The 13,543-nt window shown below is 69.0% G+C and carries 22 protein-coding genes and 1 tRNA gene; 12 read left to right on the forward strand and 11 right to left on the reverse strand.

The window, feature by feature from the left end:
* A partial coding sequence (locus VB738_RS11640; RefSeq protein ID WP_323305893.1) for a calcium-binding protein occupies positions 1-741 on the forward strand: 741 nt, incomplete at its 5' end.
* Here the strand turns inward: VB738_RS11640 and VB738_RS11645 are convergent.
* Both VB738_RS11645 and VB738_RS11650 read right to left on the reverse strand, forming a co-directional pair.
* Positions 722-1,690: an N-acetylmuramoyl-L-alanine amidase-like domain-containing protein gene (locus VB738_RS11645; protein WP_323305894.1), complete on the reverse strand. Its 969-nt coding sequence runs from the start codon at positions 1,688-1,690 to the stop codon at positions 722-724. The two genes, VB738_RS11640 and VB738_RS11645, sit on opposite strands and share 20 nt — an antisense overlap.
* A 36-nt stretch (positions 1,691-1,726) precedes the next feature.
* On the reverse strand, positions 1,727-2,398 hold the full coding sequence (locus VB738_RS11650) for an SDR family oxidoreductase (protein ID WP_323305895.1): 672 nt from the start codon (positions 2,396-2,398) through the stop codon (positions 1,727-1,729).
* A gap of 80 nt (positions 2,399-2,478) precedes the next feature.
* Here VB738_RS11650 and VB738_RS11655 point away from each other — a divergent pair, with 80 nt between their 5' ends.
* Positions 2,479-3,285 carry a metal ABC transporter ATP-binding protein gene (locus VB738_RS11655; protein ID WP_094584799.1) on the forward strand — a complete coding sequence of 269 codons (807 nt, stop codon included), beginning with the start codon at positions 2,479-2,481 and terminating at the stop codon, positions 3,283-3,285.
* Here VB738_RS11655 and VB738_RS11660 read toward each other — a convergent pair.
* Both VB738_RS11660 and VB738_RS11665 read right to left on the reverse strand, forming a co-directional pair.
* The gene (locus tag VB738_RS11660; RefSeq protein ID WP_323305896.1) at positions 3,246-4,040 is read right to left on the reverse strand and encodes a peptidase; all 795 of its coding nucleotides are present in this window, start codon (positions 4,038-4,040) and stop codon (positions 3,246-3,248) included. The genes VB738_RS11655 and VB738_RS11660 overlap by 40 nt on opposite strands.
* Positions 4,040-4,528 (reverse strand): DUF2214 family protein, encoded by a 489-nt coding sequence (locus tag VB738_RS11665; RefSeq protein ID WP_094584798.1) that lies wholly within the window; start codon positions 4,526-4,528, stop codon positions 4,040-4,042. The genes VB738_RS11660 and VB738_RS11665 overlap by 1 nt, the downstream gene beginning before the upstream one ends.
* Positions 4,529-4,747: 219 nt before the next feature.
* On the opposite strand from VB738_RS11665, the gene VB738_RS11670 reads away from it, so the two are divergent.
* The 5 genes from VB738_RS11670 (at position 4,748) to VB738_RS11690 (ending at position 7,435) form a co-directional block, all read left to right on the forward strand.
* Positions 4,748-5,668 carry a sigma-70 family RNA polymerase sigma factor gene (locus tag VB738_RS11670; protein WP_254976425.1) on the forward strand — a complete coding sequence of 307 codons (921 nt, stop codon included), beginning with the start codon at positions 4,748-4,750 and terminating at the stop codon, positions 5,666-5,668.
* Positions 5,669-5,765: 97 nt separating this feature from the next.
* Complete coding sequence (locus VB738_RS11675; RefSeq protein ID WP_323305897.1) at positions 5,766-6,182, forward strand: YkvA family protein; 417 nt, start codon at positions 5,766-5,768, stop codon at positions 6,180-6,182.
* Positions 6,183-6,197: 15 nt separating this feature from the next.
* Positions 6,198-6,539 (forward strand): hypothetical protein, encoded by a 342-nt coding sequence (locus tag VB738_RS11680; protein WP_323305898.1) that lies wholly within the window; start codon positions 6,198-6,200, stop codon positions 6,537-6,539.
* A 90-nt stretch (positions 6,540-6,629) separates the two neighbouring features.
* A complete protein-coding gene (locus VB738_RS11685; RefSeq protein ID WP_323305899.1) occupies positions 6,630-6,899 on the forward strand; it encodes a hypothetical protein in 270 nt (89 codons plus the stop codon).
* Positions 6,899-7,435, forward strand: a complete 537-nt coding sequence (locus tag VB738_RS11690; protein ID WP_323305900.1) for a phosphate-starvation-inducible PsiE family protein — start codon at positions 6,899-6,901, stop codon at positions 7,433-7,435. Before VB738_RS11685 ends, VB738_RS11690 begins: the two co-directional genes overlap by 1 nt.
* Here VB738_RS11690 and VB738_RS11695 read toward each other — a convergent pair.
* Positions 7,341-7,892: a Nif11 domain/cupin domain-containing protein gene (locus VB738_RS11695; protein ID WP_323305901.1), complete on the reverse strand. Its 552-nt coding sequence runs from the start codon at positions 7,890-7,892 to the stop codon at positions 7,341-7,343. The genes VB738_RS11690 and VB738_RS11695 overlap by 95 nt on opposite strands.
* Before the next feature lie 19 nt (positions 7,893-7,911).
* A complete protein-coding gene (locus VB738_RS11700; RefSeq protein WP_323305902.1) occupies positions 7,912-8,388 on the reverse strand; it encodes a GNAT family N-acetyltransferase in 477 nt (158 codons plus the stop codon).
* Between the two features lie 103 nt (positions 8,389-8,491).
* Between VB738_RS11700 and VB738_RS11705 the strand changes: the two genes are divergently transcribed.
* Complete coding sequence (locus VB738_RS11705; protein WP_216909975.1) at positions 8,492-8,854, forward strand: AbrB family transcriptional regulator; 363 nt, start codon at positions 8,492-8,494, stop codon at positions 8,852-8,854.
* Between the two features lie 125 nt (positions 8,855-8,979).
* Complete coding sequence (locus tag VB738_RS11710) at positions 8,980-9,291, forward strand: c-type cytochrome (protein WP_323306054.1); 312 nt, start codon at positions 8,980-8,982, stop codon at positions 9,289-9,291.
* A gap of 12 nt (positions 9,292-9,303) precedes the next feature.
* Here VB738_RS11710 and VB738_RS11715 read toward each other — a convergent pair whose 3' ends face one another.
* The 5 genes from VB738_RS11715 to VB738_RS11735 all read right to left on the reverse strand — a co-directional run bounded on the left by VB738_RS11715 (position 9,304) and on the right by VB738_RS11735 (position 11,856).
* Positions 9,304-9,570, reverse strand: coding sequence for a YciI family protein (locus VB738_RS11715; RefSeq protein ID WP_323305903.1), 267 nt, complete (start codon positions 9,568-9,570; stop codon positions 9,304-9,306).
* Positions 9,571-9,618: 48 nt separating this feature from the next.
* Complete coding sequence (locus VB738_RS11720; protein WP_323305904.1) at positions 9,619-10,257, reverse strand: DUF938 domain-containing protein; 639 nt, start codon at positions 10,255-10,257, stop codon at positions 9,619-9,621.
* Positions 10,258-10,368: 111 nt separating this feature from the next.
* Positions 10,369-11,214, reverse strand: a complete 846-nt coding sequence (gene trpA / locus VB738_RS11725; protein WP_323305905.1) for a tryptophan synthase subunit alpha — start codon at positions 11,212-11,214, stop codon at positions 10,369-10,371.
* Between the two features lie 63 nt (positions 11,215-11,277).
* Positions 11,278-11,613 carry a DUF3007 family protein gene (locus VB738_RS11730; protein ID WP_323305906.1) on the reverse strand — a complete coding sequence of 112 codons (336 nt, stop codon included), beginning with the start codon at positions 11,611-11,613 and terminating at the stop codon, positions 11,278-11,280.
* Between the two features lie 3 nt (positions 11,614-11,616).
* The gene (locus VB738_RS11735) at positions 11,617-11,856 is read right to left on the reverse strand and encodes an NAD(P)H-quinone oxidoreductase subunit L (RefSeq protein WP_323305907.1); all 240 of its coding nucleotides are present in this window, start codon (positions 11,854-11,856) and stop codon (positions 11,617-11,619) included.
* Between the two features lie 41 nt (positions 11,857-11,897).
* On the opposite strand from VB738_RS11735, the gene VB738_RS11740 reads away from it, so the two are divergent.
* The 3 genes from VB738_RS11740 to VB738_RS11750 all read left to right on the forward strand — a co-directional run bounded on the left by VB738_RS11740 (position 11,898) and on the right by VB738_RS11750 (position 13,542).
* Positions 11,898-11,981, forward strand: a tRNA-Leu gene (locus tag VB738_RS11740).
* On the forward strand, positions 11,981-12,697 hold the full coding sequence (locus VB738_RS11745) for a DUF2459 domain-containing protein (RefSeq protein ID WP_323305908.1): 717 nt from the start codon (positions 11,981-11,983) through the stop codon (positions 12,695-12,697). Before VB738_RS11740 ends, VB738_RS11745 begins: the two co-directional genes overlap by 1 nt.
* A gap of 173 nt (positions 12,698-12,870) precedes the next feature.
* Positions 12,871-13,542 (forward strand): DJ-1/PfpI family protein, encoded by a 672-nt coding sequence (locus VB738_RS11750; protein WP_323305909.1) that lies wholly within the window; start codon positions 12,871-12,873, stop codon positions 13,540-13,542.
* Position 13,543 lies beyond the last annotated feature (1 nt).

The raw sequence follows: 13,543 nt of genomic DNA on the forward strand, positions 1-13,543 counted from the left end.
CAGAATATACGCTCACAAGATGTTTCTTCGGTTGAACGGCACGACAATCACCTTAGTCTTAGATATTCCGGTGGAGGCAAGCTGACAGTTGAAAACTACTTTGTATCAGAGCCCTATCGCATCGAAGCGTTTGAGTTTTCGAACGGAGTCGTCTGGGACGAGAGGCAGATTCGGGGTCGTGTCGTGGTGGGTGGAGCAACCTCCGGTAGCGACACTCTAGGCGGCTATAATGATATGGTGAACAGGATCAAAGGACTTGACGGGCACGACCTTTTGCATGGTGGCGTTCTCAATGATGTCTTGATTGGGGGGAACGGGAACGACGCGCTTTACGGAGGAGATGGTGATGACATTCTTGATGGAGGTGCAGGTCACGATGCTCTTTTTGGCGGTCCTGGCCGCGACCGCCTGGTTTCCGGTACCGGTAGCGACAGCCTGAATGGAGGAGTGGGGGATGACACCTATGTGATTGCACGGAGCGGATCCACGAAGACCATTGCTGACTTTGATCAAAATCCCTTAAACAGGGATATTGTCACCTTCTCCAATCTGAAATCAACTGAGCTCTATTCCGTCCGTCGTCAAGACATGCACCTTGAGATGAAGTTCTCAACCAAGGATCAATTGGTTGTCGCCAACTACTTCTTGTCTCCTGCCAATTTAATCGAGTCATTCCGATTCTCCAATGGTGTTACCTTCGCTGAATCGGATATACTTTCACTTATCCCCCCGATTCAGTAGCACTCTTCTTCTCCCCATCATTCGGCCTCGGCCGATAAATCGCCACCCCGATCACATCCTGCACCTTGCCGGCGTACGTCTCGAAGTTCTCACTGCGGATCACCCCCGCCCCCTCCGCCGCGTGGATCGCGTTCACCACCCCGTCGCGCTTCTCCAGGAAGCCCACGTGGGTCACATCCAGTCCCGGCACTTTCGTCACCAGCGCGAAGATGTCGCCGTTGCGCAGTGAGGGCAGCACCCCCGGCAGCGCCGCCAGGGGGATGTAGGCCTGCTCAAGCACCAGGTCCTTCTCCAGCTCCGTGATGCATTGCTTGTTGCGGGCCAGCTGCATCGGCTTGTAGCTGCTCGCGTGGTTGCTCATGAAGTTGAGCGCCACCGTGCGGCTGCTGGCCCCCGGCAGGAACGGGGTGAGGTTCACCACATAGCCGTTGCGCTCGGCCGCCTCGGCCCAGCGGCTGAAGTAGTGCTGCCGCCTGCAGTAGTCCACCTCCCCATCCACATAGCGCAGTCGCCGCACGTGCGCGCCGAAGCGCTCCATCCCTTCGTCCAGGGTGTCCACCTTGCGGCTGTTGCTCAGCGCCAGCAGCTGCTCCACGAACAGGAAGCAGTCGAAGGTGCTGAGATCGAGCACCAGCTGTTCCTTCGGGCCGCCATCGAGGGAGAACCCCTTGAAGGGGTAGTCGAGGAAGCGGCGCGCCAGTTGCACCAGCGCCTGGTTCATCGGTGCCCAGGCGGTGGCGTCGATCGCCTCCATCGCCAGCACCCGCGTTTCCCCCACAAACTTCGGCGTCGGATCCCCCAGGGCCACGCCCCCCGGCAGGGGCGGCAACGCCGCAGCCACGCGCGGGCCTGTGGGGCTGGCGTGGCGCAGCAGCAGGTTGGCCGCCGCAAAGCTGGCTCCGGCGGTGATCAGCACCGTCAACACCAGCAGGAGAGTGGGTTTGCGCATCCAGCCGCCACCGCCCCGGCGACCCTACAGCCGCCCTCAGGCGGCGCTGCTCGCCAGCCACTCCGCCAGCGGCACGGCCGGTTGCTCGGGGCTGCTGGTCACTTCGATGATGCGGCCGATCGCCGCCGGGCTCTCCACCGCATCCAGGCACACCCGCGCCACCAGCCGCCGCGGAATGCTGTCGCTCTCCTGCTGGTCGGGTCCGCTGTAGCGGATCCCCTCGGCCTCGATCCCATCTTCTGTTTCCTTCAGCCCACCGGGGCGCACCACCGTCCACTCCAGGCCGCTGGCCGCCAGCCAGCGTTCCCCCACCCCCTTCCACACCAGGATCAGGCCGAACAGGTTGAGCGGGTGCAGCCAGCGGCCGCTGCACAGGGAGCTCACCAGCACCACCCGCGTCACACCGGCGGCCTTGCAGGCGCTGATCTGGGGCCGCATCGCCAGGGCATCCACCTTCAGCGGCCCGGCCAGATCCACCGACGGCCGCGCCCCGGTGGCGATCACCAGGGCGTCGCAGCCCTCCAGCGCCGCCGCCAGGGCCTCCGCATCACCCAGCTCCAGCCGCACCAGCTCCGCACCGGCCAGCCCCGACGGCACCTCGGAGCCGGGCCGCAGGATCGCCTTCACCCGCCAGCCCCGGCCCAGGGCCTCTTCCACCACCCGCCAACCCGTCTTGCCTGAAGCTCCGGTCACGGCGAGGCAGGTCATGGCAGGGGGAGGGGCGCAGCGTTGAGGCCCCATTCTCGGCGGCGGCGGCCGGCGGTGGGGCTTCTGGGTAGGCTGCAGCCATGGCCGAAATGGTTCTCGAAGTCAGCCACCTGAGCGTGCGGCGCGAGGGAGTCACGGCCGTTGATGACGTCAGCTTCCAGCTGGTGGCTGAATCCGACACGGCCCTGGTCGGCCCCAACGGCGCCGGCAAGAGCACCCTGGTGCAGGCCATCCTCGGCATCCTGCCCCGCCAGGCCGGCCAGGTGCGCTTCCTGGGCTGCAGCCTCGGCAGCCACGGCCAGCTGCCGCGCGAACTGCGCGCCCGGCTCGCCTACCTGCCCCAGACCCTGATCCCCCGCGGCCGCTTCCCGCTCACGGTGGCCGAGTTCGTTGGCCTCGGCTGGGATCCCCCGGGCCTGGCCCTGCCCTGGCTGGGCCGTGAGGCCCGCCGCAGCGCCGTTCGCGAGGCCCTGCGCAAGACCCTCTGCGCCGATCTGGCCGACCGGCTGCTGTCGGAGCTCTCCGGCGGCCAGCTCAAGCGGGTGCTGCTGGCCTCCTGCGTGGTGCGCCCCCGCCGCCTGCTGGTGCTCGATGAGGCCCAGGCCGGCCTCGATGCCCGCGCCGCCGAACAGTTCCACACCCTCCTCTACCAGCTGCGCCGCAGCGAGGGCTGGACGATCCTGCAGGTCTCCCACGATCTGGAGATGGTGCGCCGCACCTGCGACGGCGTCCTCTGCCTCAACCGCAGCCTCCGCTGCCACGGCACCCCCGACCACGCCCTCAGCCCCTCCCGGCTCGAGCAGATCTACGGCCTCGGCTTCGTGCCTTACCACCACCGGCACCCTGCTCAGCGGCCCGCACCCCCTGAGGACGCTCCGCCGGGCTGAGCGGGCACCGCTGCTGCCGGCAGGGGCCGGCCGAAGTCGGTGGGCTGCTGGTAGAGCCACCGAACTGTGGCCCGATCCCGCGGGCTGAGCGCCAGCACCGGTCGGGGGCCCGGCACCGCCGCCATCGCATCGGCCGGATCGTCGCTGTGGCCCCACAGCCCGAAGGCATGGCCCAGCTCGTGCAGGGCCGTGGCCTCGGTGGCCTCGGGTCGCTGTCCCGGGCTGATCAGCACCCGCACCTGGGGCTCCAGGGACCAGCCCGTACCCCGATCCACCGCCACCACCGCCAGCTCGGCCCGGCCATGGCTGGCCCGGGTGCGGCCGGTGGCCTGCCTGAGCAGGGGCGGCCGGCGCCGCAGGATCCGCACCTGGGCCGCCGCCGGATCCGCCACCTGGGTGATCGCCAGCTCCTGCCCCCAGGTGCCCAGGGCCCGCTCCACCGCACCCAGCCAGCGCTCGTCCCACATCTGGGCCGGACCCGAAGGGGCCGCTGGCTCCACCCAGACGCACCAGTGATCCAGTCGCGCCCAGCCGAAGGGTGTCGGCCGCAGCCACTGGCGATAATCCGTGGCGGTGGCAGGGGCTGCAGCGGGCGCGACAGGCGCGGCCGTTGGCGGGGTCTCCCCCATGGGCCGCGTGGCCAGGCTGGGGGGACAGCTGGGGCCGGCCGGCGGAAGGGGCCCCGCCAGCGCCGGCAGCACCAGGGCGGCCACAGCCCCGCCCAGCACCAGCCCGAGCGGCCAGGGCCGGGCCATCAGCCCGCCAGTCCGACGCCGCGGGCCATCAGGGCGGCCATCAGGGGAATGGCGGCGAAGCCCGCCAGCTCGATGTTGAGCACCCAGCGCAGGCGGTTGGCCAGGGCCTCGCTCACCTTCGGCAGCTCCCCCTTGCGCAGGGGGATGGCCCAGAGGATGTAGGTGATGGTGGGGTACAGGGAGAGGGCGCCCACCGCCAGGTACGTGCCCACCTTCCACCAGAACAGGGGGTTCTCGGTGTAGAAGCTGGAGCCCTGGCCGAAGTAGAGAACCCGCAGGATGCCGCTGAGCAGCACCCCCAGGGCGGCCAGGCCGTAGGTCACGTCCGTGATCACCATCAGGATCGCGTCCTTGCGGTCAGGGTCGGGCCGGATCAGGCGCCGCTCCAGCACCAGGGCCCCGAAGCAGACCATGAAGCTCAGGTAGTGGACGTAGGCCACTCCGGCGCTGGAGAGCACCTCGGAGGGGATGGAGAGAAGCCCGGCCATCGGCTGGTGTCAGGTGATCGTCCCGGACGGTAGCGGCTGGCTCCCTGACGCCGGGAACCCTGGATGGCACTGGAAGGAGCAAATCAGCAGAAATTCTGGAAACAGGCGGCGCGTTCAGGGGCCGTATGTGGAAGCCGCAACGGAACACTGAAGGCTTTCTGTTCGTTTCAGGAACATCCAGAAACAACCCTAGGTTCAACACAGCGATTCGGATGCTCCATGGCGAGTTCCCTCAGTGCCTTTCTCGGCGAGATTGGCCGCCATCAGCTGCTCACCCCTGAGCAGGAGCTCACGCTCGGGCGAAAAGTGCAGGCGATGGTGAGCCTCAACGAGCGTTGCGCCCAGGCCGGTGGCAGCGGCCCTGCCTGCGATTTCGACGATCTTGAGAAGCGCACGCTGCGCACCGGGGAGCGCGCAAAACAGCAAATGGTGACAGCCAATCTGCGGCTCGTCGTCAATCTCGCCAAGCGTTATCAAGGCAAGGGTCTCGATCTGCTTGATCTCATCCAGGAAGGAACGATCGGTCTGACCCGCGCGGTCGAGAAGTTCGACCCCACCCGTGGTCACCGTTTCAGCACCTATGCCTACTGGTGGATTCGCCAGGGCCTCAACCGGGCCCTCTCCACCCAGAGCCGCACGATCCGCATTCCGGTCAACGTCAACGAGAAACTCACCCGGCTACGGGCCGCCAAGGCGCGCCACCTCCAGTCCCACGGTTCCTCCCCCAACGCCGCCGAGCTGGCCACCGCCATGGGGCTGCCCGTGGCCGAGGTGGAGGATCTGCTGGGCTGCGAGCTGCGCAGCGTCACCGTGAGCCTCCAGGGGGCCGTGCGCTCCAAGGCCGATCCCTCCGAGCTGGTCGACGTGCTGCCCAGCAACGAGCCGGCGCCGATGGAGCGGGCCGAGCAGGCCGAACGCACCGAGTCAGTCTGGACGCTCCTGGAGAAGTCCAACCTCACCCCCAAGGAACGCACGGTGGTGATGCTGCGCTTCGGGCTCGACGGCAGCCACGAGTGGCGCACCCTGGCCGAGGTGGCCCGCCAGCTGGAGTGCAGCCGTGAGTACTGCCGCCAGGTGGTGCAGCGCGCCCTGCGCAAGCTCCGCAAGACCGGCATCGAGAGCGGCCTGGTCGAGGAGTGAAGGGTGGGGGATCCGCCCCTCGTCCTTCCGGCGCCAGCGCCCACAGAATGGCCTGACGCCCCTCCTGTGGCGTGTTCCCTTCCTCGAGCAGATCGCCATGGCTGGTGCCCCTTCGGCCACTGCCTTCGCTGACCAGGCCGCCCCTCACCAGGCTGGTGCCGGTCATGACCCCGTCGATGCGGAGGTGCTGGAAAGTTCGGTGGTGGATGAGGCCCTGTTGGTGCGGCTGCTGCGCCGCGCCGGCCGCACCATTGCCCGTCCCGCCTTCGAGTGCCTGGAACTGCTCCTCGATGGCGCCACCCCGCCCCAGGTGCGGCTGACGGTCCTGGCGGCCCTCACCTATCTGCTGCTGCCCCTCGATGTGATCCCCGATTTCATTCCGGCGGCGGGCTTCAGCGACGACATGGTGGCCCTCACCGCCTTGCTTGGGCTCTGCAGCACCCATCGCACCCCGGCGATCCGCTCCCGGGCCCAGGGCCGGCTCGACCGCTGGTTTCCCCTTTCCCGCCGGTAGGGGTAGCGTCCGGCGATGCCTGCCTCCGCCCCCACCCTCAGCCCGGAGCAGCTCGACGAGCTCCAGAGCCTCCTCAAGGACTGGTTGCGCCTCAGCGGTCGCACCCAGTCCGACCTGCGTCGGGCCCTGAGGGCGGGTTCGATCCGCATGCCCGTCCTGATGGCCGAGCTACACCGCACCTGGAGCCACCAGGGGGCCGCCGGGCTGGCGGAGCGGCTCTGCGCCATTGAGGCCGGCTGGCTCTCCGAGGAGGCCGGCGCCGGGGCCGACCCCGCCGCAGACGACGGCCTGCTGGAGGATTCCATGGGACAGCTCGACTTACTGCTGCAGGAAATCCGGTTGGACGGCGGAGCCTGAGCAGCCGGACGCTCCGCTCTGGCGGGCCAGGCGAGCAGCCCCCAGAGTGGGGGCTGAACGATCCTGCGGCCCCTGCCGACGCCCACCGCCATGAACGCCTCCGCCAAGCTCCACCGCGCCCTTCCCTGGTCCCTGCGAGCCGCCGCATCCCTGGTCAGCGGTCTCTGCTTCACTGCCGCGGCCCAGGCCCAGGTGGAGTCCTTCATGCTCAAACGTGGTGGCAGTGTGGGCCCGGAAACCCAGATCAAGCCCACCAACTGCGTCACCGGAGCGGATGGCTCCGTCACCTGCGACACGGTGATCGAGAATCCGCCCAGTGACACGCCAGCCCAGCCGAACTTCCAGCCGTTCAAGAACTGATGCGACGTCTGCAGCGGATCTTCCAGGACACCTCCTTCCTGCACCTGATCGACCGGGGCGAGCGCCTGGTGGCCAAGTTGCTGGCCGCGGTGCTGTTCCTGGTGCTGGCGGTGGCGGCGCTCAAGTTCACTGGTGAGGTCATCATGCAGCTGCTCGATCCGGCCCGGCGCTGGGTGGGAGAAGGCCTCATTGCCGTGCTGGGCGATTTGCTCAACCTGCTGATCGCCATCGAGGTGCTGCAGAACATCACCTCCTACCTGCGCCGCCACGTGGTGCAGATCGAGCTGGTGCTGCTCACGGCGATCACCGCCGTGGCCCGGAAGGTGATCGTGCTGCCGCCGAACGCGGAGAACAAGCCCATGCTGGTGGTGGGGCTCGGGATCGCGGTGGTGTGTCTGGCGGCGGCATTCTGGATGGTGCGCCAGGTCAATGAACGGGAGGTCAAGGAGCGGCAGGCGCAGGCCAGAACAGGGCCAGCCAGATCGTTCCAGGCGGCGGGTCAGTCGCCAGCAGCCGGTGCCGACGGCCCGCACTGATCAGCAGGGCATCACCGCAGGCGAGGGCGCGGGGTTCGGCCTCATCGGCGAACTGGAGCCGGGCACTCCCCTGCAGCAGCACCACCCACTCATGCTCCGACTGGTCGTACCAGAAGCCCTCAGGACTGCTGGCGTTGCACGAGTGGATCCGCTCCAGCCGCAACTGCGGTGTCTCCACCAGCACGGCGGTGACCTCCTCCCCGTCGGCGGGGCAGGGGCCTCGCACCAGGGAGGCCCGGCCATCCCTGGCGCCCTCCTCAAGCCCGTCCTCCGGTGGCGGCTCCCCCCAGCGTCGACCGATCTCGAAGCCCCGGGAGCGGGCCAGGGCCACCACCTGGTGGTGGTCGCCGCAGTCCCGCAGGGCCTGGCGCAGGGCAGGGTCGGCCTCGCTCAGGGCCACGAAGGCGTTGAGCTGGCGGACCTTCTCCAGGAACTGCTGCAGCTGGGCTTCGGCCATGGGAGGGGAAGGGCTGGCGTCAGAGCAGATCCTTGCCCATCCGCCAGCGCAGGAAGGCGACCCCGCCGAGTGTCACCGTCTCCTCCCCGTCCACCACCCAGCCGCGCCGCTCCAGCAGCGGCCGCGAGAGCTGGCTGGCCTCGGTGCGCAGGCGAGCCACCCCCTGGGAGCGGGCGTGTTGCTCCAGGGCCTCCAGCAGCGCGCTGGCCCGGCCCTGGCGACTCGATCGTCCCCGGCAGTAGAGCAGGGCGAGCCGGTCGGCGGGATCGAGAAGGGCAAACGCCTCGATGATCGTGTCGTCGTGGTGGGTGGTGCTCACCAACCCATGGCCGCGTAGCAATGACGACCGGAAGTCATCATGGCGACCGGCCTGTTGCGACCAGGCCTCGATCTGCGACGGGCTGTAGAGGTTCCCGGCCTGGCTGATGACCGCTTCGTGATAGACGGCGATCAGCTGATGGCAATCATCGGGCCGGAGTGGACGGATCGGCAGCATTGAGGAGGTGGTTGTGCATTGATCGTGGCCGCTATCGGCGGAAGGCTGATCGCGCTGGTGTAGGTTTTACGTCTAACCTCACACCTGCCTCCACCTACATACCATGCTGACTGGATCGGAATTGCTGGCCAAGGTCAAGGAGCTCGGCGATGTCGGCAAGTCCGAGATCGTGCGCGCCTGTGGCTATGTTTCTACCAAGAAGGATGGCGCTGAGCGCCTGAACTTCACCGCCTTCTACGAGGCCCTTCTGGAGGCCAAAGGGGTCGAGTTCGGTGCTGCCGGCAAGGTGGGCAAGGGGGGGCGCAAGCTCAGTTACGTGGCCACGGTGCAGGGCAACGGCAATCTCCTCATTGGCAAGGCCTACACCGCCATGCTGGATCTCAAGCCCGGCGATGAGTTCGAGATCAAGCTCGGTCGCAAGCAGATCCGACTGATCCCCGCCGGCAGCGCCGACGAAGAGGATTGATTCCCTGGCGTCGCCTGGTGTCATTCCTGGTGGCCCTGCTGCTGCTGCTGGGCCTGATCGTGCCGCCGGCCGCTCTCGGCTTCCCTGGCGTCGTCCATGCCTCGGCGCCGGCGCTGGTTGAGTCCATCGGGCCTGAGGCCGATGCCGGCGACGGCAGCGTCCTCAAGCTGAGCGCCCTCGATGCAGGGGGCTCATTGTTCGGGGCCCACTGCGCCGGCTGCCACCTCCAGGGGGGCAACGTCATCCGCCGCGGCAAGACGCTCAAGATGGCGGCCCTGGAGCGCAACGGCATCGCCTCCCCGGAAGCGATCGCCGCGATCGCCGCTGGTGGGATCGGACAGATGGGCGGCTATGCCAAGGTCCTGGGTGAGGGCGGGCCGGAGGCGGTGGCGGCCTGGGTGTGGCAGCAGGCCCTGGACGGCTGGCCCCGCGCCTGAGTCGTTGCCGGTTCAGAAGGCCTGGATCCAGGGGTGGATCTCCACGGCGGTCCAGATGCCCTGCCGCCAGTAGATGTCCCCCTTGACGAGGCTCTCCACCGTCTCCTGGTCGTCGGCCTCGTAGATCCCGAACACGAAACGGGTGTCAGCTGTGGGCCCCAGGGTGAGCAGCAGGCCCTCTTCCTTCTGGCGTTTCAGTCCGGCCAGGTGCTCCTCCCGGTAGGGGGTGCGGCGCTCGAGCACATCGGTGCAGTAGGTGCCCCAGAGGACGAATTTCATGGGCGAACGGCGGCGGCCGCCGGGTCGGGGTGAACGCCCCTCAGCCTTTCATCCCCCGCGCCCCTCGCCGTGCTTCTGAAACACCAGCAGCCGGTTGTTGGCGGGCATCGCCGCATCGGCCTGCAGCTGCAGCCCCAGGCTGGCGGCCTCGCGCTCGATCACCTCGGCGTCGCGCACCCCCATCGCCGGATCCAGCTGGCGCAGGTGGGCATCGAAGGCCTCGTTGCTGGCGGCGGTGTGGCGCTCGCCGTAACGGAAGGGGCCATAGACCAGCAACAGGCCGTCCTCGGCCAGCACCCTGGCGCCGCCGGCCAGCAGGTGGGGCACCGCCGCCGCCGGCATGATGTGCAGCGTGTTGGCCGTGAACACCGCCTCGAAGGGGCCCGCGGGCCAGTGGGGCTGGGTCACCTCCAGCACCAGCGGGGCCGCCACCTGCGCCCCCGGGGCCAGTCCGTCCCCGCCCTCCAGGGCGATGCGTGCACCCAGGCCGGCCAGGGCCTCCTGGCGCTCGCTCGGCTGCCAGCGGACCCCGGGCAGATGGCGCGCCATGTGGATGGCGTGCTGGCCGCTGCCCGAGCCCACCTCCAGCACCCGCGCGCCGGGGGGCAGCCAGTGGCGCAACAACGCCAGGATCGGCTCCTGGTTGCGCAGGCAGGCGGGCGAAAAGGCCAGGGCGTCGACGTCCATCGGCCCATCATGGGGGGAGATGCCCCATGGCCATGCCTGTCCCGTCGCTGATCGCCGCCCTGCTGCTGGCCCTGGCCCTGGGCGCCTGTGCGCCTGCCCTCTGAGGCAGGCTCAGAGCGGCTGGTCGAGGGCCGTGCGCAGGCTGGCGACGAAGGCGCCGGCCTCGGCGGCCACATCGGCGCCGCTCCCGTGGGCTTCGGCCATGCGCCGGACCAGGGCGCTGCCCACGATGGCGCCATCGGCGCCCCAGCGGCGCACCTGGAAGGCCTGCTCGCCGGTGGCGATGCCGAAGCCCACGGCCACCGGTGTGGGGCCCAGTTCCCGCAGCCGCCCCACCAGCGGACCCACCCGGTCTTCCAGGCTGGTACGCACCCCTGTCACCCCGGTGACGCTCACCAGGTAGGTGAAGCCGCGGCTGGCGGCATGGATGCGGGCCATGCGTTCGGCCGGGGTGTTGGGCGCCACCAGCAGCACCAGATCCAGGCCGTGGCCGGCGGCGATGGCGGAGAGCTTCCGGGCCTCCTCCAGCGGCAGATCGGGCACCACCAGCCCGGCGGCACCGGCGGCGGCCGCCGCGCGGCAGAAGGTCTCCATGCCCCGGTTGAGCAGGGGGTTGCTGTAGGTGAACAGCACCACCGGAACGCGGAGCCGGCCCCGCAGGGAGGTGAGCATCTCCAGCACCCGACCGGGCGTGGTGCCGGACGCCAGGGCGCGGCTGGCGGCGGCCTGGATCACCGGGCCATCGGCGAGGGGATCGCTGTAGGGGATGCCCAGCTCGATCAGGTCGGCACCGGCGGCCTGCAGGGCCAGCAGGCTGGCGGCGGTGACCGTGAGATCGGGATCGCCCGCCATCAGGAAGGGCATCAGGGCGCACGTCTCCTGGGCCCGTAGGGCGGTGAAGCGTTCCTGGATCAGGGTGGGGGCGGTGCTGGGGCCGGCGGTGGCGGCGACGCTCATCGGGCCGGAAGGCAGGACGGTGCTTCTGAGCCTATGGGGTCGTCCGTGGGCCGGCCAGGGCCCTCACATCTCCGCATCGGCCTGAAGCTGCCCCACTTCGGCCAGCAGCTTCGCCTGCTCCTCGGGGCTGAGGGCTTCGAACTTGCGCTGCAGTTCGTCGTCGGTGATGGCGTCGTAGGCGGCGCGGTAGCGGCGCCGCTGTTTCATGTAGGTCATCTTGCCGCCCACCACCCGCAGCAGGTAGCTGGCGGTCCAGCCGAGCACCACCAGCATCAGCAGCGCCGACGCGGCGATGCCGGGGGAGAAGCCCTCCAGGCCGCTGGAGCGGAACACCCAGTAACCACCCCCGCCGATGGCGAAGACCACCAGGCCCAGCAGGATCGCCTGTGCGCGGGTCACCGATCAGGCCTCGCCCTGGCCCGCCATGCGCAGGTTGAGGAAGGGGGCGAAAAGGATCAGCCCCGGGAAGAACAGGAACACCATCCCGTAGATGGCGGTGCGCTCGATCTTCCCCATCACATACCAGCGCTTGTGCATCCACCAGTAGAGCGCCAGGGGCACCACCAGCAGGTAGGCGCCCGCGATGGCCAGGTAGGCGCCGATCACCAGCAGGGTGTCGAGCGGCAGGCTGCTCAGGGCCACCGGGGATGTCGCGAAGTGGGGCGAATCTAGGATCTCCCCGCGGGGGCATGGCGAAACTGGTAGACGCAGCGGACTTAAAATCCGCAGGCCGCAAGGCTGTGGGGGTTCAAGTCCCCCTGCCCCCATGCCGTTCCTTCCCGTGCTGCTGGAGCTGGTGGGACGGCCCCTGCTGCAGTCCGTCGTGGTGCCCGAGCCCCGCGCCGCCCAGGTGCGGCTGCCCCAGCCTCCGCCGGGGAGCTACACAGTGCTGGTGGCGGACTGGGGGCACCACACCTCAATCGTGGTGCAGCAGCCCCCCGGCTGGCGGCTCGGTCCTCCGGGAGCCGAGGCGGCCCCGTTTCTGGAGGTCGCCTGGGGTGACCGGCGCTACTTCCACGGGGGAGAGCGCAGCCCCCAGGCCGTGGTCGCTGCCCTGTTGCTGCCCACCGAATCGGTGCTCTTCCTGGCCGGCCATCCCGATCCGCCGCGGCTGGCGGGCACGGTGGCCGTGCAGCACCGGCAGGTGGAGGCCATCACCCTGCGGGCCCTGCTGAGCGCCCTGGAGCGCTCCGCCCGGCGCGATCGCGACGGCGAGCGCCTGGCTCCCCTGCCGCCCCGTCCCGGCCAGCGGGGCCGGTTCTTCCCTGCTCACGCCGCCTATCTCTGGAGCCGCAACTGCAACTGGTGGACCGTGCAGCGGCTGCGGGAGGCGGGCCTGGCCAGTGCGCCGACCGGGGTGGTGGTCGCGGCCCAGGTGCCGGGGCGCCTGCGGGGCTTCCGACCCGTCGCCCAGGACAAAAGTTCATCTCCAACTGTGTCTGTGGCTCTCCACACGCGCCGGATGGTCGGGCTTTCCCCCTGAGGACACCCGGCCTAGACCGGAGACATCGTGGGATCCCGAAGTTGGTACATGTCGCACCCCTGCTGGCCGCCACCTGTCTGGCGGGTTTCGCCCTGCTGCAGTTGCTGTTCAGCATCGCCTCCTGGTGAAGAGCCACAGCTGCCGTTGATCAGCGCCCGCGGGCGGGGTTGACGATGGATCCAGCCCTGTCCTCCGCTGCCGGGGCGGGCCGTTTCGGCATCCTGCTGTTCCCCGGGGTGGAGGAGCTCGACGCCGTCGGTCCGTGGGAGATGGCCACGCTCTGGGCACGCCAGCGGAGCGGCCCCAGTCAGTGCCTGCTGATCGCCCAGGAGGAAGGTCCGATCACCTGCGCCAAGGGGATGCTGCTGCTGCCCCACGCCAGCTTCGCGTCGGCTCCACCGCTGGATGTGCTGCTGGTCCCGGGCGGCCAGGGCACCCGCACCGAGGTGGCCAATGCCGAGCTGATCGGCTTCATCCGGCGCCAGGCGGCCAGCTGCCGTGCGGTGCTGTCCGTCTGTACCGGCGCCTTCCTGCTGCACGCCGCCGGCTTGCTCAGCGGCCGGCGGGCCACCACCCACTGGGCCTCCCTCGAGCGTCTGCGGGCCCTCGGCGACGTGGAGGTGGTGGAGGAGCGCTTCACCCGCTCCGGCACCATCTGGACCGCGGCCGGCATCTCCTCGGGCATCGACCTCATGCTGTCTTTCATCGCAGAAACTGCCGGGGAAGATGTGGCAGCAACTGTGCAATTGGAGTCGGAGTACTTCCCTGCCACGAGAATCTATGGCGATGCCGCCAGTAGTGGAAAGGGATCGTCCTATTTCCGATCATCCTCTCCAGCATCATGAA

The organism is Cyanobium gracile UHCC 0139 (genome assembly GCF_034931325.1).
In the GTDB taxonomy this organism is placed as follows: Bacteria; Cyanobacteriota; Cyanobacteriia; order PCC-6307; family Cyanobiaceae; genus Cyanobium; species Cyanobium gracile_B.